This is a genomic window from Pseudomonas sp. Q2-TVG4-2, assembly GCF_013620795.1.
Lineage (GTDB): Bacteria > Pseudomonadota > Gammaproteobacteria > Pseudomonadales > Pseudomonadaceae > Stutzerimonas.
On the sequence record NZ_LGLW01000003.1, the window covers coordinates 80,647 to 106,924 of the forward strand.

A 26,278-nucleotide genomic window follows, 5' to 3' on the forward strand; every position below is an offset into this window, starting at 1 on the left:
TGGTGTCCAAAAAATCAATGGAGCCGAAAATGTTGAAACTATACGGAACGCCCCCAACCCGCGCCCTGCGCGTTATGTGGCTGCTCAATGAACTAGGCCTGGAGTACGAGATGCTCCCGGTGCATATCCTGCTAGGCGAAAACAAGAAACAGGACTTTCTGTCTCTCAACCCCGCTGCCAAGGTCCCTGTTTTGGTCGACGGGAGCTTCGTAGTAACCGAGTCGGCCGCGATTCAGCTCTACCTGGCGGATAAAAACCCTCAGGCGGGATACATCCCGGCGACGGTGGAAGACAGAGCCCAGATGTATCGTTGGATATTCTTTCTTGTGACCGAGATAGAGCAGCCTCTCTGGCGCATCACGCGGCACACGTTTCTTTATCCAGAAGATAAGCGATTACCGCAAGACATCGACCTGGCGAGGCAGGAATGCGTGGAGATGGTGGCAGTGCTCGAACGACACATGAAGGAGCGCGAGTTCATGGTGGCCGACCGGCTCAGCGTGGCTGATTTCACTGCGGCGTATACGCTGGATTGGGCGAACGAAGAAAACATGCTCGATGGAGCACCGAGATTGAGAGAGTACCTGAAGTCGATGTACGCCCGCCCAGCAGCGCCTCCAACGATTGCCGAGGCACTTGCGGCAAGCTAGGCGTCTTCGGCGATGCGGTTATGGGCCGGGTGACCGATGCAGGCTGCGTTGTTCAGGCCCGCTGAAAACGGTATCCAACTACATGGCAGCACCGGGCACCACAGCAAAAAGCCCAGGTTTTCCACCTGGGCCTTTTCGTTACATGGACCACATAGGGCGTCGGTGCGCGTCGAGCTGCGCTCGGGCGACTAGCCCCAGCACCCGGCCCGCCGGGTCGCCTCGGAGGCTTGAAGCACCAATGCGTCCGCGCCTCGTGCACCGAAGATGAGCACGCCCAACGGTAAGCGACCGGCCTTTCCGGCGGGCACGCTAGCGACCGGGCAGCCGACCAGGCTGGCATACATGTTGAAAGGGGCGAAGCCGACCCAGTCGGGCTGAACGGGCCGGCCATCAATCATGGAGGGAGCCTGCCGCACGGGGAAGGCCGGGGTGGCCGATGCCGGGGCGAGCAGCAGATCATAGCTGTCGAAGAACAGGTTGAATCGATGAGTCATCAGCTGTTTCCGGACAAGTGCGTTGGCATACCGCGAGGCATCCATGGCGCGACCTGCATCGTACAGTGCCGCTGTGTCCGGATAGAGCAGTTCGCGCTGAGCCAACAGATGTCCGCGCACGCGATACTCTTCCGCCGCTCCGATATCTTCGGCAATGACACCGGCCGGTTCGACATCCGGTGAGGCAAGCACGACCTCATGGCCAAGTCGGGAGAAGGTTTCCGCCATGGCGGCCACCGCTGCACTGCATACGGGGTCGACCGGCTGGTTTGCAATGGTGGGGGTCCAGGCGATCTTCAGTTTTGGCAGGGGGGCGTCCAGTGCCGTCACGAAGTTCGGCACACTACCGCGCCGGCTGTAGGGATCCCGTGCGTCGAACCCCGCGGTCACGTTCAGCGCCAATGCTGCGTCCTCCACGGACCGGGTGATCGGCCCGACGTTGTACAACTGGGGCCAGTCGTCCCAGTTCGGCCAGACGGGGATCAGGCGGTGTGTCGGTTTCAGGCCGAACACGCCACAGAACGCGGCAGGGATGGTGATCGAGCCGGCCGTATCGGTCCCGGTGGCAAGCGGCACCAGTCCGGCTGCGACCGCAGCGGCCGACCCTCCGCTGGAGCCGCCCGTGGTCAGCGCAATGTCGACAGGGTTCCGGCAGTCCGGGCCCAGCGCATTGCAGGTTTCACCGAGCAACGTGAATTCCGGAGTGTTGGTCTTGCCAACGATAATTGCGCCCGCATCCAGTAGGCGCTGAACATGGAGCGTCGTTTCTTGCGGGAAGTGCTCGGCAAATACACGCGATCCGAAGGTGGTGCGGATGCCGGCGGTCACTTCCGCATCCTTGACCGCGATCGGTACCCCAAACAGAGGTGGCAGGGGCATGCCTGACTGCAGGTGTCGCTCCGCCTGCCGGGATGCGGCCAGCGCGCTTTCCTCCGTCACCGTGATGAATGCGTTGAGGCTGGGGTCGCTGAATGAAATTTCGCGCAGCACTATGGAAATCCATTCAGCTGGTGATAGCTGACCAGTACGGTAGGCGCGCTGAAGTGCACCAATAGTGGGGAAGGCTTGCAATTCGGACATGAGGGGTTCCAGACGGGCATTCATGGCAGAGCTAAAGCCTAGATTACCCATAGCCTGGAGCGGTTATTTTTATGCGGTTTCGCCAGCTGACGAGCAGAGCGCTGGTTATCTTGGCGGCTTTACCGCTAGGGAGATAAATCTATCCACTGTCTCCTGCAGCGCATCATCCTGGCGCAGGTTTGATTTCATCGGCCTGACGGCGGCGCTGCCTCGCGAACCGCCTCGATGATTTGACCGAGCAATCGATGCAGTGCATCACGATGGCCCATGGCGCCACCGGAGGGTTGTAGCGTGTTCGAGGTCATCACAGCAGTCATCCCGAGCGCAGGCACTACGTAGACCATCTGTCCGCCATAACCCCAGCCGTAGCGCACGACCACGTCGTCAAACTGACTGATGAACCAGCCGTACCCATAACCGTGACCGGTGTAACGCGAACGTGTGCGCGGCGTCCACGAGGCCTCGATCCACTCCTCGGACAGCAGCCGCTCCCCGGAGGCCGTGACACCGCCCCGACGGTAGAGCTCGCCGAACGCGAGCAGTGAGCGCGGCGTCATCGCCATTTCGTTGCCACCCAGGTAGATCCCTTGCGGATCACGGGTCCAGGCGCTGATGGCGAAGCCGTCGAGCGGCGCCAGCCATTGCCGTGCCAGCTGCAGGGTGGACTTGTCGGTGCGCCGGGTGAGAATCGCCGAAAGCAGGTGGCTCGATCCGGTGGAGTAGATCATCGCACCGCCCGGCTCCGCCTCGAACGGCCGCGCCAATGCGGCTCGTACCCAGTTGCGGCTCGCTACCCAGGCGCCATAGTGGCGCCCAGAAGTAGACCCGAGGCCGGCCTGCATTGTGAGCAGGTTGCCTACCGTCACCTGCTGCAATCGTGGATCAGCCTTGGCTGGCAGGTCCGCCTTTAGAAGCTCGGCGATGCGCTGCTCGGTTCCATCGAGAATCCCCTTGTCGATGGCTATGCCGATCAGGGCGGAGATGATCGACTTCGATGCCGACTTGATGTTGGTTGGTGAGGTCGTGTCATGGCCGTGATAGCCGCGCTCGACGATGACCTCGCCATACTGGGCGATGATCAGCGTTTCCAGTTGCTCTAGTCGTTCAGCCTGATCGAGGGCGGTGGTCAACTGGGCATTGGCAGAGGCCATCGGGCTGATGGCGAGTAATAACGCCACATGCAATGAGCGAAACCGGATGTGTGCTAGAGCCTGAGCACCGTCGGGAAGTAAACGCATACAGGGTTTGACCGTGAACCGATGGTGCCGTGCCGTCAGCGGTGGCGTCGGACGATGCCGAGCGCAGCCCGGCAGGGCGTGAAGCTTTGTTCGGCTTATTGGCGAACCCAGGTCTGGGTACGACCTAGCGCCTCGATGCCGAGGTAGCCGCGCATCTCCAGTTTCTCGCCGCCGTCGAGCAGCGTTACCTTGGCGCGGTAGGTCTTGCCCTTGGCTGGATCGAGGACGTTGCCGCCACCCCAGACGCGCTTCCCGTCGGGTTTGAGCCCCCAGACTATGGTCATGCCGGTGATCGGCTGGTCCTTGCGCTGGCGCTCGCAGGCGCTGCAGAGCGGATCGGCGGGGCCGTCGGGCTGCAGGGTTTCGGCCACCTTTCCGCGCAGGGTGCCATTGCTGGCTTGCTGTATTTCGACCGCTGACGTCCGCCTCGCTGGCCGTCGCCGCCGAATCGCATCAAACGTCGGGATGATGCCCAGTCAGGTGCAAGCCGTGTCACGCGCTTGTCACGCCAATGTCATAGGCTCGCTGCTTTTCTGCCAGGGAGCCTGTTATGCCTACTCTTCGTCCGCTGCTGTTCGCACTGCTGTTACCCGGTTTGGCTTGCGCCGATGTACGCGTTGCCGGCCCGGTCGAGGCCGGTGTGTTCGAAAGCCGCTACCAGGACCAGCAACCTGGCGAACGGGTCCTGACCCGCAGCGATCAGCGCATTCTGGAGGTTGACCAAGTGCCGTTGAAGATTGGTACCAAGTTCGGCCTGCGCTACCGGTTGGAGGGCAAGCGTGCCGACGATACACCCCTTACCTTGCTTTACTTAACGCCTGGCGTGGTCGACCCGAGCGGCCAGCGGCATGATCGCTACGAAGTCGTGCAGACGCTGGTTCCGGAGGCGCCCACGGATGTCATGGCGTTCGAGTTCACCGAAACGCATGAGCTGGTCCCGGGCGAATGGCACTTCCTGGTGTTCCAGGGCGACCGCAAGCTGGCTGAACAGCGTTTCCAGGTGCGTTGAGCGGTCAGCGAAGAGGGCCGGGTGCGCGGCGAAGCCTTCGAGCACAAACGCCAACGACCCTGATACTGGTTCAGCCTTGAAGATTAGCCAGCATGGCGATGGCCACGGCTTCGGCCACCTTGATTCCATCGAGGCCTGCCGAAAGAATCCCGCCGGCATAACCCGCGCCTTCGCCTGCGGAATACCGCCCGCGGGGGTGATGCTTTGCAGGGATTCGTTGTCGCGCTTGATCCGCACCGGCGACGACGTTCGTGTCTCGATGCACGAAAAAGGGGGGGCTCACTTCATCGATCCATGTTATTTGGCGTTGGGTCACACCTAAGACGCGAACGGTACGCGACATTCGTGCGATCAGCTGTCTCGGAAACGGAGCTGGACGTGATTCGAAGGCGCTACCACGAGGACAGTTGACCGGGAACGACTGCTTTGTATTGAGATCGAGCGAATCGCATGCCTAAGGGTGGAACGTCGAGGCCAAGGCAGCCCGTGATAGCTAACCAAAAATAGATCTGTCCCTGTTTATCCCGTCCCTGTTTATCTCCCCTTCGGGGTAAAAAGGTCCATTAGCGTTTGTTGCTACCACAGCAGCGCTCCTGATTCGGCTGCCGAGTGCGTTTGCCGAGTAACGCTGTTGTTTTCTCCGCCCACTATGGGAAGGGCTCAGCCAGTTGGTCATAGCGGACAGGCAGCCGGGCTTGATTGTGTAGCCGGGTCCTATATCCATCCCTCCAGCCGCATGGTAGCGCGCACCAAGCGCTGCTCCTCCTGCTCGATCTCCTTGAGGTTGTCGCGAATGCTATGAATGTGATCGCGTGCGGCGCGCTGGGCTTGGTCCGGCAAGCGCTCGGTGATGGCATGGAACAGCCGCGAATGCAGGTGATCGATCTGTTGCTTCTGCACCGGACGGTGGTAGAGATTATTCACTGAGGCAAACACGGTGGAGAGCATCAGGTCGGTCAGCAATTGCAGTGTGTGCACCAGTACCGGGTTGTGCGAGGCCTCGCCTACTGCAAGATGGAAAGCATGATCGAGGCGCGCGTATTCCTGCAGAGCGGCTGTTCCCTTGGTATGCGCGGCGAGCATTGCCTCGTAACGCCGGCGCAGCAGGATGAAGTCAGCGTCGGTACCGCGCAGTGCGGCCAGCCGTGCCGATTCGCCTTCCAATAGCGCACGTACTTCGAGAAGATCGAACAATGTGCGTGGCTGTGACTGGAAGAGATGCATCAACGGCGAGGCGTCATGCACGTTTAAGAATTGGGCGACGAACGAGCCGCGACCCTGTGCAGTTTCGATGATGCCGCGTCCGCGAAGTATGCGAAGCCCCTCACGCATCGCGGAGCGGGATATGCCGAGCTTTTCACATAGCCGCCGCTCTGATGGCAAGGCTTGGCCTACTTTAAGAATGCCGTTTACGATCAACTGCTCGATGCGCTCGGCGACCACATCGGCCAACTGGCGACGTTCTTGGGCGTTTTCCGTTAGCATTTCACAGTCCTTGGCTGAATGTGGGCAGCGGCCTGGCGATCCGAAGGCTTGGTTTCGCCTTGTGCTCCAGCTGAGCTTCGCCGCTGCGTCCGCATATCTCTACAATGTGTCTGCGATATTGATCGTTCGGCTTGGTTTAGTTAGTGCCCCAAATGTTTGGCAGGTACGTGTTGCTATAGCCTGAAATGAATGGTTTCTCGCTACCATCCGCTTGATAAACAGCACGCTCTACAGCCCCGATGTTACCGCCGTAGACGTGAATACTGATCGAGACACGGTTGCATAAGGCATTGCTGACCCGGTGGATATCACCGATGATCGGGGACACGCATTCGACGTCACGCCGCTCGAGCCTCAGCGGTTCACCACTGGGCAGCAATGTACCGTCGGTCTGGCGCTCGAAGCGTTCGCCGAGCTCGGCGCCGCGGAGCATGCCGACCATGCCCCAGACCCGGTGATCATGCACCGGAGTGCGTTGTCCAGGCCCCCAGACGAAGCTGACCACAGAGAAACGCTCCAACGAGTCGGCATGCAACAGGTACTGCAGATAGTGCTCGGGATGCGGCACGGCATACTGCTCGGGTAACCAATCGTCGTGTTCGATCAGCTCCCGCAACAATGCTTGGCCGTCGCTTAAAATGGTTGCCTCATTCGGCTGCCCGTCTAACAGAGCAGCAAACCCAGTGACGAACCGGCGAAGCCGGTCGAGCCGTAGCGGCTTGTCCATATCGATCCCTCGGAATAGTTTTGGCTCATCGCGAGAGCATGGCCTGGCGCGCAGTCAGGTCATGCTCCTTTTGCCAACCTCGGCTCAGTGCCCGACTCGCTTGCTAGTGGGTTGCTAATGCAACTTCTTCCTCGTCGCTCAGCTCCGGGCCATCGAGCGTCACATGCTTTTCACCCTTTCTGAATTTCGCAATAACCGGCTTCAGCTCTTCCTTGACGTGCTTGTCGCTGTAGCCGTTAAACAAATGGCCAAGTAGCCCGCGACGCAGGTCGGTGGTGCCCATGAACCAGTCGGCGATCGGAAACGTAAGGTTCATGTTGTATTTCATCATGATCCCCCAGTTGTGGTGGGCGGTATGGTGACGGCGGATGGTGTTGATAAACGGCACATTGCGCACGAACCAGTTTTCAGGCACATGGCAGCAGTAATGGAACGTCTCGTAGATCAAATACTGCACGACCATCGTCAGAAACACGATGAAGCCCGCGTTGGCATTGAATATCAGTGAGGTGAGGTAACCGAGCGTGGTGCCTGCTACGCCCAGGGTAGCCAGTACTCGCCAAGGGAAGAACACGATGCGGAATTCTCTGGTCGAATCGATCGTCGGTTCTACGTCGGTGAAGTATTGATGGTGCTGCCGGGTGTGGCGCTCGTAGATGGCACGCAACGCGAAGACGTCGATGCGCTTGTGCATGACGTAGCGGTGCATGAACCATTCGACAAAATTGCCGGCAAGGAACACCGGCGCGATCAACAACCATTCCCACGTTGCTCCCTGTATCTGCGTAAGGCAGTACCAAGCCGCTGCGATGCCCACGCCATACATCACCGCGACGTGAAGCAGGCCGTTGTAGTGAGGGCTGATATCGGCTTTGTACTCTTCGCGGAATTTCCGCTGGCGTTCAGTCATCATGGGATTGTGCTCCGATGTTTTCTTTGTACACGACTAATATATTAGTCGTAATGTTGAGGTTTGATTAGAACGTATTTGAATGGGTGTTGGCTTCAACCGGCTTGAATCTTCTAAAGCGGTGACTGGAGAATCAGATACTCACGGCTATTGCTGGCTGTTGGCGCGATAAGGAAGACACTGTCTCGGTGCGCTCATGTTTTTCCGTGCGTGATCGCAACCGGCCGCGATAAGCGAAACGCACCGCCGAAGCGTGTCCGGCGGAGCTTCTGCCTCAATGTGATCACCGATTAGGGTTGGCCGCTAAGACGTCCTTCCCAAGCGCTCTGCACAATCTGGCGATAGGCAAGGGCAGCGTCGGCCACGGGAAATGCTTTGACCAGTCGCGTTACAGCGAGAGCATCAGTGACCAAGGCTTCGAGCATCTGTTCTTGAATTCCGAACGCTCTCAGGTCGGTCGGAATATCAAGGCGACCGATCATGGCGCGGACTTCCACGGGTACCTTGCGCGCGGATTCTTCTGGACAACTGGTCGCCAAACCCATCAGCCCGGCGATTTCAGCGAGTTCAGATTGGCGCGTGTGACACAACGCATCGAGCACATAGGGGAGCATCACCGCATTGGTGCTGCCATGGCTTTTATGCGTCTGGCCCGCGACCGCGTAGGCGATACCGTGTCCTGCGTTGAGTCCGGCGGTGCCGTAGGACAGTGCCGCATAAATGCTCGCGTACGCCATCCCAACCCGTGCTTCGGTATCTTCGCCGTGTTGGTAGGCGCGCTCCATCCAGTCGAAACACAGGCGCAAGGATTCTTTGGCGAAAAGCATGGTCAGCGGCGAGCGGCCGCTATAGCCCGGATCAGGATTACCGGCACGGTCGAATAGCGCGCTATCCAGCGTCAGGAAAGATTCAATCGCGTGGGTAAACGCGTCTATGCCGGCATCTGCCGTCACTCTGGGTGGGCAGGTATATGTGAACTCCGGGTCGATCAAGGCAATATGCGGACGCAGCGCGTTATCCATCACCGCTATCTTGGTCGCGTTTGCAGGGTCGAGCAGAATCGCACCTGGCGTCGCTTCCGAGCCTGTGCCGGAGGTTGTCGGCAAGGCGATCATGGGGAGCGGCTTGCAGCCGCCGATATCGCCCGTGAATGCGGTGATTGGCTGTCCTTGCGGCAGGGTCAGGCTCAGGGCCTTGGCCAAGTCAATATTGCTGCCGCCACCCAGCGCGATGACGTGGTCGAGCTGTTTGCCGCCCAGCTGCTTGCGCAGGACCGTAGTCGCTTCATCGCACAAATCTGTTGTGGGGTCAGGCAGGCCGCCGGCGTAAACGATTGTGCTTATGCCGAGTCGTTCGGCTGCCTGGGTGTACTCATTCACCCAGGGCGTTTTCTCAGCGAAGAAGGCGTCGGTGACGAGGACGCCGGAGCGATAGCCCAGCCTGGCGAGCAGCTGGGGCAGTTGATGACGCGCCCCGTTGCCGATAATCAACCGTGCTGGTGCGCAGAAGTGAATCAGGTCTTCGGTTCTCATGTTCGCTCCGGTGAGGCTTCAAGCTTCGCGATAAACGTCTGGATGTGCTTCGCCACAACGGCAGTGTTTTCCGTCAGCAGGCTGTGTCCGGCGTTTTCGATAATGTGCAGTTCGGCTTTTGGGATGCCTTCAGACAGCCAGAGAGCATGCGCTATAGGCGAATCCTGATCGGCACTGCCGTGAATTATTAGCGTTGGTAAGCTGATGTCCCTGAGTCCGGCAGAGTGATCGACTTCCTGTATTGCTTCCCAAGTCCAGGCGACCGCCTGGTGGTCCGCGGCCATCGCCAGATTCAGGCGCTTCTCGCGCGCCGCAATTTCCTCCAGCAGTCGATCGCCTTGTTGGCTAAACCAGGGCGTTAGTCCGGGACGCGGACTTCCGGAAAGTAGGATCAACCCGTGCGGCTGTGGGCCATCGGCCCTGCGAATGTATTCGAGCGCCACGGACACCCCCATGCTCCAGCCGGCCAGGATGAATGGCGTGCTGTCCAGATGTTCCCTGGCTGCCTTTGATAGGTCCTGGCTGAAGGCGCCCAGCGTATAGTCCTGCAGGCCTTGCCCGCGAGCGGCGTCGCCCCGCCCGCGTAGATTGGGGCAAACAAAACGGGCTTGCGCTCCGCACGCTTGGGCGATTGGCGCCCAGGCGGCGCTGGTGCCTTGGATCCCATGCACGGCCAGTATGCTGGTTTGGCCCGTTTCCATCGATGTACAGGTCATTTGTTATTCTCTCGATGTACAGCTGATATATGAGTCTAGCTGATCGGGTTCTACTTTTGCTATGCTGCAAGCGGATCTAAAGGAAGCCGAAATGGATAGCAGTACCCTCAAATCGCCGCCTCTTCCCAGTCTGACGGGAAAGTCAAAGGCGAAGCTCACAGATATCGCTTATCAGCAACTTGAGGAAGCAATTGTCACACTGCGAATTCCTCCCGGCATGCTGATTTCAGAACAGTCGCTAAGCGAGATGACGGGAATCGGCCGAACCCCGCTGCGCGAAGCGGTGCAGCGCCTGGCGCGTGAGCATTTGATCCTGGTCATGCCGCAGCGGGGCTTGCTGATCCCGCACATTGATATTGGCAAACAGCTGCGGCTGCTCGAGACTCGACGCGAGATTGAGCGGCTGGTCTGCCGCAGTGCCGCCAAACGGGCAAGCGAGCAACAACGTAAGGGCTTCGCGCGGCTGGCCGAGGAGTTCAACGCCGTGGCCATCGAAAATGACGATGTCACCTTCATGCGCTCCGACCGTGAGTTTAACGAGCTGTGTCTGGTGGCGGCGAAAAACGAGTTTGCCGAAAGCGCGCTGCGCTCGCTTAACGGTCTTTCGCGACGCTTCTGGTATCTGCACTACAAACAGGCTGCTGATCTGCCGGAAATGGCCCGGCTACACGCCAGCTTGGCCGGGGCAATTGCGGCAGGCGATTCGGTGGAGACTGCACGAAGCCTGGATCGGCTGATCGACAATATCGAGTCATTCACGAAAGCAACGGTGCTGCTCGATCAACTTTAAGCACCCATAGCAGCGCTCACCGCGGCAGTGCGGGCTTCTTTGTGCGCTGTGGCGGTGAGGTAATCCCCAGGGAGAACGAAGCTGATCCGCAAAGCGTGGTTAATCGAGCCGAGCCTGGCACATGGACGGTTGCCAGGCGGGTTTGGGGCCAGTCAGTGGCGATATGGTCCAGCTGCCGCTGGTCAGCTTCTGTCTCTGGGAGGGGCAAAATTCTTGCGCTCGCCCAGCACGGCTCCTTGAGAGAGGGGCTGAACCAGCTGGCGATAAAAGGATAGCCATCCAGGTTTGAGGTCTTGTACCGGTGGTTGCCATGCCGCCAGGCGGGCCGCGAGCTCTGTTTCATCGACTTTCAGCACAAGGGTGCGCTCCGTCAGATCGATAACGATCACATCGCCGTCGCGCACCACTGCCAGCGGTCCCCCTTCAGCCGCTTCCGGCATGACTTGGCCAATGGTAATCCCGCTGTTCAGTCCTGACAGTTCGCCATCGGTGATGACCGCCACGGTTTCGCCGAGACCGGCACCGACCAACGCGGCCATGAAGCTTGCCGCAAAGACTGTGCCCGGTCCGCCTTTGGGCCCGAGCATGCGCAACACCACGGCGTCTCCGGGGCGCACCGCGCCATTTTCCAACCCGTCGATGGCTTGGTCTTCGTCCTCAAAAACCCGTGATGGCCCCTCGAACCGGCGTATTGATGCAGGTACGGCGGAGAGTTTGACGATGGCACCATCGGGCGCGAGGTTACCCCTGATCAATATCAAGCCGGGTTCGTTTCGAAACGGCTGGGCCAGCGGCCGTATGACGGCCGAGTCAGGCTCCGGCGCGCTGGCCAGATTTACACCCACGGTCCGTCCAGTGATCGTCAGCGCTTCATGCTCAAGTTCTTCAGAAAGGCGCGCCATTACGCCTCGGCAACCGCCGGCCTGCTCGAGCTCTTCGATACGAGTCGGGCCATTAGGCCGTATCTGCGTAATCTGAGGGAGGTGCTGAAGGGCTTCAAGCTCGGCCAGGACATCTACCGCGCATTCGGCTTCCACCGCCGTAGCAATCAGATGTCGAATGGTATTTACCGATGTGCCGGTTGTGACCGCCACTCGAAGCGCGTTGCGGAAAGCCGCTGGCGTTAGAATCTTCCTTGGGGTGAGGTCGGCTTCAATCAGCTCGAGGATCTGCCTGCCGGCTTGGCGAGCCAACTCCTGCTGACGTTCACTGTTGGCGCGGATCGGTGCGCTGCCGGGCAATGCCATACCCAAGGCCTCAGCTAGGATATGCATGGAGTTGGCTGTAGCCAATCCTGCGCAGACGCCAGGCCCACGGATTGCGTGGCAGGTCATTTGCTGCAATCCGTCAAGGGACAATGTGCCGGCCTTGACGCTACCCACCGCTTTATAAACCTCTTCGATGTCCACGGTGGCCTCGCCACGGTGAGCGCCCCCGCAGGCCGATCCCAATTGGTAACCGCAAGGTACGATGATGCTGGGTATGTCCAAGCGTGCGGCAGCCATCAGTTGCCCTGGTGTGGTCTTGTCACAGGAGGCCAGTAGAACCATGCCGTCCAGCACTGCGCCCTCCACCTGAGCCTCGACATCGTTTACCAGCAAATCCCGACTGGGCATCAGGTAACGGCCCTTGCGCCCGGCGCTGGTAATGAAATCGGAAGGCGCCGTGGTATGGATCTCAAAGGGAACCCCGCCGGCGTCGCGAATGGCTTCCTGGACCAGTTGGGAAATTCCGTCGAGGTGCTGGTAACACACCGACAATTTACTGGAAGAATTGACCACGGCGATCTTGGGTTTCAGGAGATCTTCTTCAGAAAGCCCCATTGCCAGCCACTGAGCTCGACGCACAGCCCAGCGGGTGCTACCGGGCTCAAACACACTACGCAGATCTTTTTTCACGAACGAATTCCTCTAATTGCCGCCATCCGCAGGCGCAGCACCGTCCGGGCTCTGGCAGGAAGCGTATTACACCGTTAGCCGAGCCGGGCGCCGTCGCGGTTCAGGAGTTCCCTGACGGCGCGGCCATCGATATCTCGAGGTGCGATGTTCTCAAGTGCCGTGATTGCCGCCGCGTGTCCGATAGCATGACCATAGGAAAAGCACTGTGCGGTTACCCGGGCCGAAGCCATCGCCTCATGCTCGGCGGAAAGGCAGCGTCCGGCCGCCAGGAGTCCCTCTCCGCGTATCGGTACGAAGCACTCGTATGGAATCTCATAGGTGTCTTCGAAGAGCCAATGCAGTTGCGGCTTGTTCCCGCTGTGCATTTCTATCGGCCAGGGAGACCGTGCAACAGCAGTCGCGGTTTTTGCACCTTTGCGCACGGCTTCATTGGTCAACTGAGTCAAACCAAGGATCTGCCTGCTTTGACGAATGCCAACCTGAACGCCAGTATCGTTCACGAAACTCTCCTCGCAGCCACGTAAAAATTTGCGAAAGAAGCCTGCGTACTCACGAACCTGGGCGCGACCGAGCATCTCTGCTTCGGTGAGGTCGTCGGCGCGCAACGGATTGAGCTCACGCCCATCGCGACCGATCAGTCGGGTCGCGTTGCACATCAATTCTCCCGGGCGCGGCGTGGGAAACAGAAAGACCTTGGACCTTGGCAGGGCGTAGCGGCCAGCGGAGTTCTCCTCATTGATCTGCGCCGACATATCGGGACCGAGAATGCTATCGGGCCCGTATTCTTCCAGAAAGCGCGGTATGTCCACGCCCTGCAAGCGAAAGACCATGGTCGGGTTCTGGACCCGACCGTTATCGCCCTGGGTCGTGGGCAAGCCTGCCATTGCCGCAAGATCGGCATCGCCGCTGGCATCGATGGTGACCTTAGCCTCTACCTTGAGCCGACCTTGCTTGGTATAAGCCTGAACGCCGGCCACACGTTCTTCCCCATCCAGTAGCACGTCGGTTACCACGCTGTGGTAGATCACCTGAATATTGGGTTCGGATGCGAGTAAATGATCCGCGACTTCACGCCAGACCAGCGGGTCGTGCACGCGGGTAAAGGTTTTGCCGTAGCGCACCGGTCCGGTCAGACCACCGCGCGCTTCCATTAACGCGATGAACTCATCCACAAAACCGTGCACCAATTGTTCGGGTGGTCTGCTGTCGTCTTCGCAAGCAGCGTAAAGACCGCAAATCGTGCCCGAAAGGCCAGCTACGGCGCCGCCGCCACAGAAGCCGTAGCGCTCCATTAAAATGACTTGGCAGCCACTTCGCGCAGCGGTGACCGCCGCTGCCAAACCCGCCGCACCGCCGCCAACCACGAGGCAGTCGGTCTGGAGGTGCCAGTCAGGTCGCATATCGTGAGCGTTGAGCATAGATCCTCCGCCAGTTTCCGTGCTTCGCCTACCCGAGCCTGGGCCGTGGGCTGCGCAGCCGGTAGTTCTGTGTGCTCAGTCGTCAGAAGCCGAGTAATTGTTTCGGTAGCCACAGCACCAGATTTGGGAAATACATCACCACAGCTAGCGTCACCACCTGCAGGGCAATGAAAGGCAGAACGCCCTTGTACATTTGTACTGTGGTTACTGATTTCGGCGTGATGCCTCGCAGATAGAAGATCGCTGGAGCCATGGGCGGCGTGAGATAGCTGGTCTGGATTACGATGAGGAACAGGATGCAGAACCAGACAGGGTCGAAGCCCATGCTCACCATGATCGGCGTGAACATGGGGATCATGATCAGCACGACCGATATCCAGTCGAGGAACGAGCCTGCAATGAAAGCCAGTAGTAGAACTACCGCAAGCAGACCCCAAGGTCCAAGATTGGACGCATCGACCAATTGCTGGGTTAGGGCGACGCCGCCGGAGCCGATAAAAATGCCCGTAAGCATGCTGCCCGCCAACAGAATGGTCATGATCATGGCGGTGATACGCAATGTCTTCAGCAACGCCTCGTGCAGCACGCCCAGACTGAACTCTCCGTAAAACACGGTCAGCACTACTGAGCCTGCAGCGCCCAGGGCGGCAGCTTCAGTGGGCGAAGCGAGGCCGAGCATGATGGAACCGAGCACCGCGAAAACCATCAGCATCGGCGGCATCAGGGCCACTGCTGTAATCCTGAGTTTTTCGCCCAGTGGCAACTCCGGCTCATCACCAGCCCGAATCACCGGGCCCGCCGACGGCTGGATAATGCAGCGCACGATGATGTAGAGCATGTACAGCCCTCCCAGTATTAGCCCTGGGAAGATCATGCCGACCAGCAGGTCGCCTACCGAAACATCTGCAAGCGGCCCCATGATGACCACAACGACGGACGGTGGGATCATTGTTCCCAAACTGCCACCGGCGCAGATCGTGCCGGCCATGAGCCCGTTGTCGTACTTGTATTTCATCATGATGGGTACGGCCAGCAGTCCGACCACTACTTCCGTAGCGCCGATGACACCGGTCGAGGCCGCGAAAACGATGCACATCAGGATGGTGCCCAACGCCAGCCCGCCCGGAATGCGGCGTGTCCATAGGTGCATGGCCTCGAACAGACGTCTGGCGATGCCTGCTCGCTCTAGCATGCAGCCCATGAAAACAAAAAGCGTGACCGCCGCAAGTACATAATTGGAAGCCACGTCGCTGACTTTTTCGATGAATTGGTGAATCAGCGCCTGATCAAAGACCATATAGCCAAAGACGGTTGCCGTGAACAGCATGGCGAAAGCCACTGGCACACCGACGAGTAACAGCGCGAAGAGCACCGGGAACATATATAGAGGAAACAGCGCCATGATTAGAGTGCCTCCGCCTGTTCACCGGGGTAGTTTAGAATCTCATTTTCACGAGCTGGCGCATGAGTAATACCGGTGCAAACAATCCGAGCAGCTCTGATCAGCTCCGCCAGAGCCTGCAGCATTAGTGCTAGGAAACCTACGGCAAAGGTCACTCGGAAGGGCCATATCGGGGGATTCCATGCGGACATTCCGCTGGTTTCGTTACTCAGGTAAGCGTTAAGCGCGTATTCATACAGTCCGAAAGAGAGCCAGGCACAAATCGGAATGACGATGACTATATAAGTCAGGACATCTATTAAGGCCTGAATCCGCGGCGAGAAGAACTGATAGAAAATTTCGATGCGAATGTGTGCATGCTCGCGAAGTGCGTAGGCCATGCCCAGCAGAAAGTTAGCGCCGGTAAGCATGTAGCCGAGCTCGAACGCCCACATGGTTGGGGAGCCGAATACATAGCGCGCAACTACCTCGTAACAGCTGCAGATAATAAGTGGCGCAACTACCCAGGCGCCAACCAGCCCTGTCATGCCGGTGATTCGATCAATCAGGTTCGTAATGGCTCGCATGGAAGAATCCTCGTGCTCTTTTTGATGGCAAGGCCGCCGGACTCTGCCCGCGGCCTAGAGCTGCTTATTCGCGGACCTTGACGTCGCGATAGGCATCAGCGTCTTTCCATAGCGCCTTGAATTCTTCCTGCTGCTTGTAGACACGGGCGAACCATTCGTTATTTGCAGCTTGCTTTTCGGCCCATTCCTTCGCGATTTCCTGCGTTCTGTACTGCACTTCGGGGTCAAGTTCGATTATCTCGTTACCGTTTGCCTCAAATAGCTCCAAGGCTTTGGCGTCTTCCTGACCGATGCGCATCCAGCTATTGAGGGTGGTAAGTTTCGCGGCGGTTTCGACAGCCTGTTTATCTTTGTCGGAGAGTTTTGCCCATGCCTTCTGGTTCACCACAAGCTCGAAGGGCGCCACTGGCTGGTGTACGCCAGGAATGATCACGTACTTGGCAACCTTGTGGAAACCGGGAGAAACGTTCTCCCAAGGGGTCCCCCACTCAGTAGCGTCAATCGCTCCGCGCTCGAGCATCGGATACACGTCGCCACCTGGGGTAGTCACGGGAGCTGCGCCTAAGCTCTGGGCCATTTCAAGCCAGGCGCCGGCAGTGCGCAGCTTCAGGCCTTTAAGGTCTTCCAGGGTGCGTACTGGCTTTCGCGAGTGCAGGAAAACCTCGGCGGTCCTCATGAACAGCGGAAACGAGATAACGCCGAATTTCTCTTCGCGGAACTCGCGTTGCAGCTCCACGCCGCCGCCTTCATAGAGCCAGTGCAACATGCGCTCGGAATCAGGGCTACCGGGGTAACCCGCAAACAGAACCGTGGCGGAGTCTTTCCCCCAGTCATAACCCATCCAGGTGTGCCCCATCTCCGCGACGCCATTTTTCACGGTCTCGGACACCTTCAAGGCGTTCCCTAGAGCTCCACCGGTAAAGACCTGCACTTTGATGCGGCCGTCGGTGAGTTGGTCAAGATTCTTGGCAAACGCTTCAGCGCCAATCGTGGTCAACGGCCCACCGGACCAGCCTGTTGCCATTTTGAAGGTGTGTTCCGGCTCGGCTGCGTGTGCGCCTTGAAAAGCGAAAAGTACGGTGGTTGCCGCTGCAATTGCAGTTAACCGCTTGAGCGAGGGCTTCAAAATTCTCATTGGTCACGTCCTTTTTTGCCCCTTTGCCGCTGGGGCACGGCTCGGGAGTTATTGTTGTTTTCTTCGTCGGCAGCGTCGACTTTAAGGCTGGATACGCGGCTAGCGATTCGAGCTGATTACCGTCAATTGACGATCACCGACATTTAACGGATAGCATGAAAACTAGGCGTATACAACAAATATATCTCAGGTCGCCTGTGACAGCTCTTATCAAAACAGCGCGTAGCGCCGTACGCTGAGCGCCTTGTTTGCTTGCATAGCCGGAGCGCGAAGCACGATGACCGTGCCGTTTCAGCTCACGCTCGATTATGCGCAGCAGCACCAGGTCGCCGTCGCAAAGCGGGGCGTCGGTGATGTGAAGAGTAATATCTGATCGACCTCGGCTTCGTCATTGCGGCACCTGCAGACGAGCAAAAATACGAACGCAACTACGAAAAGCCCAAGGATGGGCACATGGGATCGGTGGGTCCGCCATAGCTTGCTGCTGGCCAACGGCTTCAGCAGAAGATCGCACAACAGCGAGAGCTTCAGGCGCCTGCTCAACGGCCAGGTGTATCGAATGCCAATGTCCGAGCGTGACGTGTAACGCTATGCAGGGAGGCCCGCCTGGGCCCGGCCAGCGTCGAGAAGATGTTTACTCCGAAAACCGCTTCGGGGCCCTATATAGCGTTCAGCCGGGCTACGGCGAAGCCCTGGCGGGGGCGCCCAGTGGTATTCGAAGCTATAGGCCGAGGGGCTATCAGGCGCAGCGTGTCCGTTCGGTCCTGATGCAGAGTGAACGTTGACTCCGGGATCTTTGCTCTTGTGTCCGAGCCAGCCGGTTCAGTGTTCACAACCCTCCGCTAGATCAGCCAGTATGGCGATGGCCACGGCTTCGGCCACCTTGATTCCATCGACGCCTGCCGAAAGAATCCCGCCGGCATAACCGGCGCCTTCTCCTGCCGGATACAGTCCGCGGGTATTGATGCTTTGCAGGGATTCGTTGTCGCGCTTGATCCGCACCGGTGACGAAGTGCGCGTCTCGATGCCGGTGAGGATCGCGTCGGCGCGGTCGAACCCGCGGATCTGCTTGCCGAAGGCGGGTAGCGCTTCGCGGATCGCCTCGATGACGTAGTCGGGCAGCGACGGAGCCAGGTCACCTAGACGCACGCCGGGCTTATAGGACGGCTCGACCTCGCCGAATTCTTTCGAAGCCCGACCGCGGATGAAGTCGCCCACCAATTGCCCCGGTGCGCAGTAGTCATTTCCGCCCAGCTCGAAAGCGCGTGATTCCAGCCGTTCCTGCAGTTCGACGCCGGCCAGCGGGCCGCCGGGGAAATCCTCGTCCGGGTTGATGCCGACGACGATGCCCGCGTTGGCGTTGCGCTCATTGCGCGAGTACTGGCTCATGCCGTTGGTGACCACGCGGTTGGGCTCGGAGGTGGCTGCCACCACGGTGCCGCCCGGGCACATGCAGAAGCTGTAGACCGCCCGGCCATTTTTGGCGTGGTAGACCAGTTTGTAGTCGGCAGCGCCCAGTTCCGGATGCCCGGCGTACTTACCCAGGCGTGCGTTGTCGATCAGCGATTGTGGGTGCTCGATGCGAAAGCCCACGGCAAAGGGCTTGGCTTCGATGTGAACGCCGCGCTCGTGCAGCATGCGGAAGGTATCGCGCGAACTGTGGCCGAGGGCGAGCACGACGTAGCGGCTACGGATTTCCTCGCCGTTGCCCATGCGCACGCCTTGGATGCGGCCTTCCTCGATGATGAAGTCGACGACGCGGCTGTCGAAACGCACTTCGCCGCCCAGCGCCTTGATCTCTTCGCGCATGGTCGAGACCACGCCGGTCAGGCGGAAGGTGCCGATATGCGGCTTGCTGACGAACATGATCTCTTCCGGCGCGCCAGCACGGATGAACTCGTGCATCACCTTGCGGCCGTAGAACTTCGGGTCCTTGATCTGGCTGTAGAGCTTGCCATCGGAGAACAGCCCGGCGCCGCCTTCGCCGAACTGCACGTTGGATTCCGGGCTCAACACCTTCTTGCGCCACAGCGCCCAGGTGTCCTTGGTGCGGCTGCGCACGTCGCGTCCGCGCTCCAGCACAATCGGCCGGAAACCCATCTGCGCCAGAGTCAGCGCGGCGAACAGGCCGCACGGACCGAAGCCGATCACCAGCGGACGTTCAGTCAGCCCCACGGGCGCCTGGCCGACCGGGTAGTAGCCGGTGTCCGGCGAGACGCGGATGTTGCGGTCATCGGCCAGCCGCGCGAGCACCTGCTCTTCATTCGCCACGCTGACATCGAGGATGTAGACGAAGGTGATCTCGCTGTTCTTCTTACGCGCGTCATAGCTGCGCTTGAACACAGTGAAATCGAGCAGCTCGGCGTCGCCGACCTTCAGGCGCGCGACGATGGCCTGGCGAAGGGCCTCGGCGGGATGGTCGAGGGGCAACTGTAGTTCATTGATGCGAATCATGACGAGTCCTGGCCGGTGGCCCCGGCAGAGGTGATGACAGCCGTTCGATTCGCCGGCCACTAAGGGCCGGCGAATCGATAGGTCGAAGGAAGGCGCGCAGTGTAGCTGCGCGGGTTGAGCCTGTCATTCAGGCTCGAGCGCACAGCCGGAGGCTCCCGCCTCGTTGCGTTTCGACGGCGCTGGATGACGCGGTCCTGGTTACTGAAGCACGACCCTGGAGTTGAGTGGCTGCGGTGGGCGATTGTTGGCGTGGCCTACCGCCTTTGTCAGCGCTTTGATCTGCTTCTCGGAGGCGACCAGAGGCTGCTTCAAGACCAGCCAGCGCACGCCTTCGGTGCAGGGTGGAGTGGTCAGCGAGCCGCTGAAACGGTAGTAGTCCAGATCATCGGGCAGCAGTTCGCTGGCGTTGGCCACGGGCGCGATCTGCTGGGTCTGGCCGTCTGTCGGCGGTTTGTCCCACAAACGAGCCAGCGCGGCGTTGTGCTCGCCGGTCTTGAACATCAGCGCGAGGACCGCAAGGTTACCGTCCTTGTCCGCATGTACCAGATGCCCTTCCAACGGGTAGGACTGTCCTTTGATCAGATTTTCGCTGGGCATATGAAAGTGGAACTGCAGCAGCTCGTAGTCCTTGCCATCGAGCGTCAGATGGCTGCCGGGCTCATAGACCACCTGCACCGTATGCCCGAGGTTGACGACCTTGCTTGCGCCCGCCGCATAGCTGAGCTGTAGCGGAGTCAGTTCGGCCTCGACGAAACCGCTGAGGTCGACCGGTGCCTGGTTCTTGCCCGCGCAGGCGCTGAACTCCGGCGTTAGCTTTGCCCAGTTCTCCGGCCCCGCTTCTCCGGAATAACCCCAGTGAGTACCTGGCGTAACGGCCGACGCATTAGCGCAAGCAAACAAAACACCAAGGCTAAGTGCCGCTCTCTTCATGACGATCTCCAGCTCTATGTATGGCAACGGGCGAGCCCGGAAGCAGTCAAGGGCGCCCATTTGAATCTGACAATGCGAATCAAGGCATTACTCGCCCGCCCCAAACCGAGTCTGCAGTGAAGCGGATCTGTAGAAGGTCATGTATGACGTGAAACAGCCCCTGCGTCGCAACCGGCAGGGCACTACTGAAGCGCTTTCAGCGGATGCCCAGACGTTTGGCCAGACGAGCCAGGTTGGCGCGATCGACACCCAGCTCGCGGGCTACATCGGTCCATTTACCTTCATGGCGCCTCAGTGACTCGCAGATCACCTCGCTCTGGTATCGGTCCACTGCGGTTTTCAGGCTGACGCCGTTGCCGGCCTTGCTGGCGGCTGGCACGGCCCGATCCTCCACCGCTAACTCCTCATCCAGGCCCAGAACATGTGGCTCCACCGTAAGGATGCGGGGGCGCTCAGGGTGTCCGGCAAGCGCCTTGAGCACCGCGCGTCCGATGAGGTGTTCAAGCTCACGCACGTTGCCCGGCCAGGCATAGGCCAGCAGCGCCTTCTGCGTATCGGCGGCCAAGCGCAGGCTGCGTAGGCCCAAACGGGCGCGATTCTCTTCGAGAAAGTAACCAGCCAATAGCAGCACGTCCCTGCCACGCTCGCGCAATGGTGGCACCCGCAGCGGATAAACACTGAGGCGATGGTAAAGGTCCGCGCGGAAGCGGCCGGCACGTACCTCCTCGGCCAGGTCACGGTTGGTCGCGGCAATGATGCGAACATCGACGTGATGCTCGCGATCCGAACCGACCCGTTGCAGCTGGCCACTCTGCAACACGCGCAGCAACTTGGCTTGAACTGCAAGCGGCAGCTCACCGACCTCGTCGAGAAAGATCGAGCCGCCATGGGCCAGTTCGAACTTGCCGCTGCGCTCGCCAACCGCGCCGGAAAACGCCCCCCTTACATGACCAAACAGCTCGCTCTCCACCAGCATCTCCGGCAATGCCGCGCAGTTGAGGCTGATCAGCGGCTTCTGCGCGCGCGGTGAATGCAGGTGGATGGCCTCGGCGACCAATTCCTTGCCGACGCCGGTCTCACCGGTGATGAGTACGCTCAGCTCACTGTCGCCGACCAGCTGTACCTCCTGGAGCAAGCGCTTGTGGCAGGCGCTCTGGCCGATAAGTTCGCGCGGGCGGCGACCACCCGCGGCGAGTTTGTAGGCTTCGGCCAGCTGCTCCTGATCCTCGGCGCGGCGGGTCAGCTGGCTGATCCGTTCGCTGGCCATGACCGTTGCGGCGGCAAGGCTGGCGAAGGCGTCCAGGCTATCCAGATCGACGCTACCAAAGCTGGCTGGATCGAGAGAGTCGAGCGTCAACAGTCCCCAGGGTCTGTCTTGCACATAAAGCGGGCAACCGAGGCAATCATGGATTTCCAGATGGCCATGATGACCATCAATTAGACCGTCGTAGGGGTCGGGTAGATCGCAATCGGTGGCAAAGCGGGTGGGCCCCTGGTGCTGCAGGAGCTGGCGCAGGCGCGGATGGTCGTCAACCTTGAAGCGGCGTCCCAGGGTATCCGGATTCAGCCCCTCGACGCAGAGCGGAACCAGCGTATCGCCCTCAAGCTTGAGCAACGCTACCGCATCACAAGGCAGCAGCTGGCGCAATGCGCGCAGCAGGCGCCGGTAGCGCTCCTTGTCTGGCAGTTCACGCGACAGATCGGCAACCAGCGGAATCAGCGCCAACAACAAAGGATTGGTCATATTGACTCGATTGAAGTCTTAAAGACTATTGATGTGTTTTGTCATATTGACACTCTAAAACTTAATACGCTGATTTGTATGGTTTTTAAAGTTGGCATGGAAAATGGAATAAATCTGGATGAAAAACTGCAGCTTTTGCTCATGTCCGACATGCAAGGCCTCACATAGTACAGACGGCGCTGAACGCTCCGCCCGGTTGCACGCCGAACGGCCTGCCCGGCCAGGGCCAACGCTGCGGGTGAACGTCGAGCTTCTAAACAAATTTTTCAGCCAGGCGACGAGGCTTACACATCGAAAGTCGCCTGCGACAGCACACTGACCCCACGGAGAATCTCCATGCTGACTGCTCAACAACGCACTCTGATTAAAGCCACTGTTCCGCTGCTCGAAACCGGTGGTGAAGCCCTGACTCGGCACTTCTACAAGCTGATGTTCAACGAATACCCAGAGGTACGGCCGCTATTCAACCAGGCCCATCAAGCCAGCGGAGCGCAGCAGCACGCCCTGGCCAACGGCATTCTGATGTATGCCAAACATGTCGACCGGCTTGAGGCCCTCGGCCCGCTGGTGGCGCAGGTCGTCAACAAGCACGTCTCCCTGCAGATCCTGCCCGAACACTACCCCATCGTCGGTACCTGTTTGCTGCGCGCTATCCGCGAGGTGCTCGGTGAGGAGATTGCAACCGACGAGATACTTGCGGCCTGGGGCGAGGCATACGGCATGCTCGCCAATGTGCTGATCGAGGCCGAAGAAGAGCAGTACGCGGCCAACGCTGAAGCACCCGGCGGCTGGCGGGGCGCGCGGAATTTCAGAGTGACGCGCAAAGTACGTGAAAGCGAAGAGATCATCTCGTTCTACTTCGAGCCAGAAGATGGCGGGCCGGTACTGGCCCACCAGCCAGGACAGTACATTTGCCTGCTCCTGGAGGTGGATGGTGAGCAGGTGCGTCGTAACTATTCCCTGTCGGCGCGGGGCAATGGCGTCGATTATCGCATCAGCGTCAAGCGCGAGGCTGGCGGTCGGGTGTCCACCCATCTGCATGACAACGTGCAGATCGGCGACCGCATTGCGCTGTTCGCTCCCGCTGGTGAATTCGTCCTGCGCAATTCGTTCAGGCCATTGGCGCTGATCACAGCAGGTGTTGGGATCACCCCGGCTGTGGCGATGCTGGAGGCCGCCCGGGAAAGCGGGCGCCCGATCTACTTTATCCACTGCGCCCGGCATGGTGGTGTACAGGCGTTCCGAGAGTGGGTTGATGCGCAGGTCGCCGCGCATCCGGCGCTGAAGCGTTTCTTCTGCTATAGCGAACCACGCCCGCAGGATAACGGTGATGCGACCGGCCTGCTCACTCGGGACCATTTGGCCCAGTGGCTGCCCAATGACCGTGACCTGGACGCCTATTTCCTCGGACCGAAACCCTTCATGGCTCAGGTGAAGAAGCACCTCAATGAACTGGGCGTGCCGGGCGCGCAATGCCACTACGAGTTCTTCGGCCCTGCCAGTGCACTGGACGCTTGACCTTCACCCGCCGCTGCGCGAACGGTTCGCGCAGCTCTGGCAATCGCTTCGTTTGGCGCTACGCTGTGACAGAGTTCTCGGTTTTTGTATTTCCTGAAGCAGCGGCACGTTTGCCACTGCCGAGGCATGGAGACGCTGAGCACGACAACAATAATGATCGTCCAGCGAGACGACCCTCGATGAGGTTGGTGCCCTATGAAACATGCTCCCTTGAGTGCCCTGCTGATCTGCATATCCGGGCTGGCGCTGGCCGCGCCCACCAGCGATGAAGCGCTGGAGCGCATGCGCTCGATGAAGACCACCGGCCAGTCCCTCGACATGAAAACCGTGCCGCAGGACGGCGAAATCGCCGATGCGATCCGCAGCAACCTCGAACGCATCAAGCTGCCGGATGGCTTCAAGATCGAGCTTTATGCGGTGGTGCCCGATGCGCGGCACATGGCGGTGGGGCCGTCCAGCGGCGTGGTTTTCGTCGGCACGCGCAAGACCGATCTCTGGACCGTCACCGATCGCACCAAAAACCGTACCGCCGACGAGGTCAAACGCTTCGCCCCGGCGATTTCCTTCACCCAGCCAGCGCCCTGTTTCAGTCCGGATGGCTTCCTCTTCGTCGTCGAGCACAACCGGCTGTTGGTTTTCCCCGCCGCGGAGTTCTTTTTTGAAGGGCCGGATGTCGCCGCCGATATCGTGGTACCTACCGGCGAGCTGATCCCTACCGACGAGGAGAGCTACAACCATGGCGCGCGGGTGTGCGCCGTTGGGCCGGACAACAAGCTCACCGTCTCTTTAGGCCAGCCGCATAACGTGCCGCCGAAAGATAAAATCGAGTTGTACAACCAGCACGGCATCGGCGGCATCGTGCGCATGGAGCGTGACGGCAGCAAGCGCGAGGTCTATGCCACCGGCATACGCAACTCGGTGGGCATCACCTACAACCCGACCACCAAGGAGCTGTGGTTCACCGACAATCAGGTGGATGGCATGGGCGACGACATCCCGCCGGGTGAAATCAACCATGCGCCGAAGGCCGGCATGCAATTCGGCATGCCCTGGTATGGCGGCGGTCAGATACGCACCACTGAGTACGCCGAGGAGACGCCGCCAGAGGGCTTGACCTTCCCCGTGGTCGAGACCGTGGCGCACGCGGCGGACATGGGCCTGATGTTCTACACCGGCAAAATGTTTCCCGAGGAATACCGCGGTGGCCTGTTCAGCGCGCAACGTGGCAGCTGGAACCGCACCGAACCGGTCGGTGCACGGGTGATGTTCACTCCGTTCGCTGCAGACGGCTCGGCGCCATCCGGCGACACGGTGCCGTTCGCCGAAGGCTGGCTGAACGAGGACACCGGCGAGTACTTCGGCCGCATCGTCGATGTGGCGCAGTTGAAAGATGGCTCGCTGCTGGTGAGTGACGACACTGCCGGAGCGATCTACCGAATCTCCTATGACGGCGATTCGAACTGACGTCAGCTTTTTCTGTGAGGCTGCCCGGCTCGTTCATTCGAGCCAGGCGGCGTAGTCCTGGGAGTGATTCGTATGGCTAGACATCGTCGTGGCGGGCTGCTGGTACCCTGGCTAATGTTGCTGGCGTTGCTGTTCGCAACAGAAGTGAGAGCTGCGGATATCGGTGCGGGGAAAACCAAGGCAAAGATGTGCGCGGCCTGCCATGGCCTCGATGGACTGAGCAAAGTCGCTGATGCGCCGAATCTGGCTGGCAACGGCGAGCTCTATCTGTCCCGCCAGCTCAAAGCCTTCCGCAGCGGAGAGCGCAAGCACCCGCAGATGTCAGTGATCGCGGCAGGCCTGAGCGATGACGACATTGCCAACGTGGCGGCCTGGTATTCGGCAATCAAGGTCCGCGTCGAGCTGCCCCAGTAGCGCGGCGGGCTGGCGGTTACACCAACGGAGCGGTTACACCTTATACTCGCGCGCCATCGAGGCTTGGCGCGTGCCGGCTCTCCCGTTGAATGCGACCGGCGCTGTCGCGGCGTCTGCTCACCCAGAAGGACACTTCATGCTCAATAACGATGTGATGCGCAGCCTGCGCTACATCCTCAACGTCGACGACGCCAAGATCGCCGAGATCACCCGGCTTACGGGTTGCGAAATTCCCGACAGCGAGGCGGTGGCCTACCTCAAGAAGGAAGACGAGGAGGGGTTCAAGCCCTGTGGCGACCGGATCATGGCGCATTTCCTCGACGGCCTGGTGATCTACAAGCGCGGCAAGGACGAGAGCCGGCCGACACCGCCGATCGAACTACCGGTCACCAACAACATGGTGCTGAAGAAGCTGCGTGTGGCCTTCGAATTGAAGGAGGACGACATTCACGCGATCCTCAAGGCGGCCGACTTCCCGGTGTCCAAGCCGGAACTCAGTGCGCTGTTCCGCAAGGTCGGACACAGCAACTACCGTGCCTGCGGCGACCAGCTGCTGCGCAATTTTCTCAAGGGGTTGGCGCTGCACGGCAAGTGATCGGGTGGCGGGCCGCTGAAGCTTTTTTGCGCGGGTCTAGCAAAGACCCGCCAGGCGGGTCACTTAGGCTGTCTTGGCAAAACACCGCGACAATATGCCCCGGCCTGAG

23 protein-coding genes and 1 pseudogene are annotated in these 26,278 nt (G+C 59.9%); 7 read left to right on the forward strand and 17 right to left on the reverse strand.

Annotated elements, in window-relative coordinates:
• Nucleotides 1–29: 29 nt before the first annotated feature.
• A complete protein-coding gene (locus H3028_RS06740; RefSeq protein ID WP_181296282.1) occupies nucleotides 30–650 on the forward strand; it encodes a glutathione S-transferase family protein in 621 nt (206 codons plus the stop codon).
• Nucleotides 651–838: 188 nt separating this feature from the next.
• Here H3028_RS06740 and H3028_RS06745 read toward each other — a convergent pair whose 3' ends face one another.
• The 3 genes from H3028_RS06745 to H3028_RS06755 form a co-directional block, all read right to left on the reverse strand.
• A complete protein-coding gene (locus H3028_RS06745) occupies nucleotides 839–2,224 on the reverse strand; it encodes an amidase (protein WP_181296283.1) in 1,386 nt (461 codons plus the stop codon).
• A 185-nt stretch (nucleotides 2,225–2,409) separates the two neighbouring features.
• Nucleotides 2,410–3,462 carry a serine hydrolase gene (locus H3028_RS06750; RefSeq protein WP_181296284.1) on the reverse strand — a complete coding sequence of 351 codons (1,053 nt, stop codon included), beginning with the start codon at nucleotides 3,460–3,462 and terminating at the stop codon, nucleotides 2,410–2,412.
• A 95-nt stretch (nucleotides 3,463–3,557) separates the two neighbouring features.
• On the reverse strand, nucleotides 3,558–3,938 hold the full coding sequence (locus H3028_RS06755) for a DUF2147 domain-containing protein (protein WP_181296527.1): 381 nt from the start codon (nucleotides 3,936–3,938) through the stop codon (nucleotides 3,558–3,560).
• 74 nt (nucleotides 3,939–4,012) lie between these two features.
• Between H3028_RS06755 and H3028_RS06760 the strand changes: the two genes are divergently transcribed.
• Complete coding sequence (locus H3028_RS06760; protein WP_181296285.1) at nucleotides 4,013–4,471, forward strand: DUF3859 domain-containing protein; 459 nt, start codon at nucleotides 4,013–4,015, stop codon at nucleotides 4,469–4,471.
• Between the two features lie 70 nt (nucleotides 4,472–4,541).
• On the opposite strand, the pseudogene H3028_RS06765 reads toward H3028_RS06760, so the two are convergent.
• The 6 genes and pseudogenes from H3028_RS06765 to H3028_RS06790 form a co-directional block, all read right to left on the reverse strand.
• Nucleotides 4,542–4,732, reverse strand: a pseudogene (locus H3028_RS06765) (hypothetical protein); the annotation flags it as partial.
• A 453-nt stretch (nucleotides 4,733–5,185) separates the two neighbouring features.
• Nucleotides 5,186–5,956 (reverse strand): transcriptional regulator GlcC, encoded by a 771-nt coding sequence (gene glcC, locus H3028_RS06770; protein ID WP_181296286.1) that lies wholly within the window; start codon nucleotides 5,954–5,956, stop codon nucleotides 5,186–5,188.
• 136 nt (nucleotides 5,957–6,092) lie between these two features.
• Nucleotides 6,093–6,683, reverse strand: a complete 591-nt coding sequence (locus H3028_RS06775; protein ID WP_181296287.1) for a cysteine dioxygenase — start codon at nucleotides 6,681–6,683, stop codon at nucleotides 6,093–6,095.
• 103 nt (nucleotides 6,684–6,786) lie between these two features.
• Complete coding sequence (locus tag H3028_RS06780) at nucleotides 6,787–7,596, reverse strand: sterol desaturase family protein (protein ID WP_181296288.1); 810 nt, start codon at nucleotides 7,594–7,596, stop codon at nucleotides 6,787–6,789.
• 287 nt (nucleotides 7,597–7,883) lie between these two features.
• Nucleotides 7,884–9,125, reverse strand: coding sequence for an iron-containing alcohol dehydrogenase (locus H3028_RS06785; protein WP_181296289.1), 1,242 nt, complete (start codon nucleotides 9,123–9,125; stop codon nucleotides 7,884–7,886).
• Complete coding sequence (locus tag H3028_RS06790) at nucleotides 9,122–9,841, reverse strand: alpha/beta fold hydrolase (RefSeq protein WP_181296290.1); 720 nt, start codon at nucleotides 9,839–9,841, stop codon at nucleotides 9,122–9,124. The genes H3028_RS06785 and H3028_RS06790 overlap by 4 nt, the downstream gene beginning before the upstream one ends.
• Before the next feature lie 61 nt (nucleotides 9,842–9,902).
• On the opposite strand from H3028_RS06790, the gene H3028_RS06795 reads away from it, so the two are divergent.
• Nucleotides 9,903–10,631, forward strand: a complete 729-nt coding sequence (locus H3028_RS06795) for a GntR family transcriptional regulator (RefSeq protein ID WP_258237721.1) — start codon at nucleotides 9,903–9,905, stop codon at nucleotides 10,629–10,631.
• A 182-nt stretch (nucleotides 10,632–10,813) separates the two neighbouring features.
• Here H3028_RS06795 and H3028_RS06800 read toward each other — a convergent pair whose 3' ends face one another.
• From H3028_RS06800 to norR, 8 genes are all read right to left on the reverse strand, one after another.
• Nucleotides 10,814–12,529, reverse strand: a complete 1,716-nt coding sequence (locus tag H3028_RS06800; RefSeq protein ID WP_309109530.1) for a dihydroxy-acid dehydratase — start codon at nucleotides 12,527–12,529, stop codon at nucleotides 10,814–10,816.
• 74 nt (nucleotides 12,530–12,603) lie between these two features.
• Nucleotides 12,604–13,947, reverse strand: a complete 1,344-nt coding sequence (locus tag H3028_RS06805; RefSeq protein WP_309109531.1) for an FAD-dependent oxidoreductase — start codon at nucleotides 13,945–13,947, stop codon at nucleotides 12,604–12,606.
• Nucleotides 13,948–14,029: 82 nt separating this feature from the next.
• Entirely contained in the window at nucleotides 14,030–15,349 is a 1,320-nt protein-coding gene (locus H3028_RS06810) for a TRAP transporter large permease subunit (RefSeq protein WP_181296291.1), read from the reverse strand.
• A gap of 2 nt (nucleotides 15,350–15,351) precedes the next feature.
• Nucleotides 15,352–15,915: a TRAP transporter small permease subunit gene (locus H3028_RS06815; protein WP_181296292.1), complete on the reverse strand. Its 564-nt coding sequence runs from the start codon at nucleotides 15,913–15,915 to the stop codon at nucleotides 15,352–15,354.
• A 64-nt stretch (nucleotides 15,916–15,979) separates the two neighbouring features.
• The gene (dctP, locus tag H3028_RS06820; protein WP_181296293.1) at nucleotides 15,980–17,050 is read right to left on the reverse strand and encodes a TRAP transporter substrate-binding protein DctP; all 1,071 of its coding nucleotides are present in this window, start codon (nucleotides 17,048–17,050) and stop codon (nucleotides 15,980–15,982) included.
• Between the two features lie 822 nt (nucleotides 17,051–17,872).
• Nucleotides 17,873–19,504: an NAD(P)/FAD-dependent oxidoreductase gene (locus H3028_RS06825; RefSeq protein ID WP_181296294.1), complete on the reverse strand. Its 1,632-nt coding sequence runs from the start codon at nucleotides 19,502–19,504 to the stop codon at nucleotides 17,873–17,875.
• Between the two features lie 198 nt (nucleotides 19,505–19,702).
• Nucleotides 19,703–20,434 (reverse strand): carbonic anhydrase, encoded by a 732-nt coding sequence (locus H3028_RS06830; RefSeq protein ID WP_181296295.1) that lies wholly within the window; start codon nucleotides 20,432–20,434, stop codon nucleotides 19,703–19,705.
• Nucleotides 20,435–20,630: 196 nt separating this feature from the next.
• Nucleotides 20,631–22,178 (reverse strand): nitric oxide reductase transcriptional regulator NorR, encoded by a 1,548-nt coding sequence (norR, locus tag H3028_RS06835; RefSeq protein ID WP_181296296.1) that lies wholly within the window; start codon nucleotides 22,176–22,178, stop codon nucleotides 20,631–20,633.
• Between the two features lie 336 nt (nucleotides 22,179–22,514).
• Here norR and hmpA point away from each other — a divergent pair, with 336 nt between their 5' ends.
• The 4 genes from hmpA to H3028_RS06855 all read left to right on the forward strand — a co-directional run bounded on the left by hmpA (nucleotide 22,515) and on the right by H3028_RS06855 (nucleotide 26,169).
• Nucleotides 22,515–23,696, forward strand: a complete 1,182-nt coding sequence (hmpA, locus tag H3028_RS06840) for an NO-inducible flavohemoprotein (protein ID WP_181296297.1) — start codon at nucleotides 22,515–22,517, stop codon at nucleotides 23,694–23,696.
• A gap of 195 nt (nucleotides 23,697–23,891) precedes the next feature.
• Nucleotides 23,892–25,160 carry a sorbosone dehydrogenase family protein gene (locus tag H3028_RS06845; protein WP_181296298.1) on the forward strand — a complete coding sequence of 423 codons (1,269 nt, stop codon included), beginning with the start codon at nucleotides 23,892–23,894 and terminating at the stop codon, nucleotides 25,158–25,160.
• Between the two features lie 114 nt (nucleotides 25,161–25,274).
• Complete coding sequence (locus H3028_RS06850; RefSeq protein WP_375154397.1) at nucleotides 25,275–25,574, forward strand: c-type cytochrome; 300 nt, start codon at nucleotides 25,275–25,277, stop codon at nucleotides 25,572–25,574.
• A gap of 136 nt (nucleotides 25,575–25,710) precedes the next feature.
• Nucleotides 25,711–26,169, forward strand: a complete 459-nt coding sequence (locus H3028_RS06855; protein ID WP_181296300.1) for a DUF1456 family protein — start codon at nucleotides 25,711–25,713, stop codon at nucleotides 26,167–26,169.
• Nucleotides 26,170–26,278: the final 109 nt, after the last annotated feature.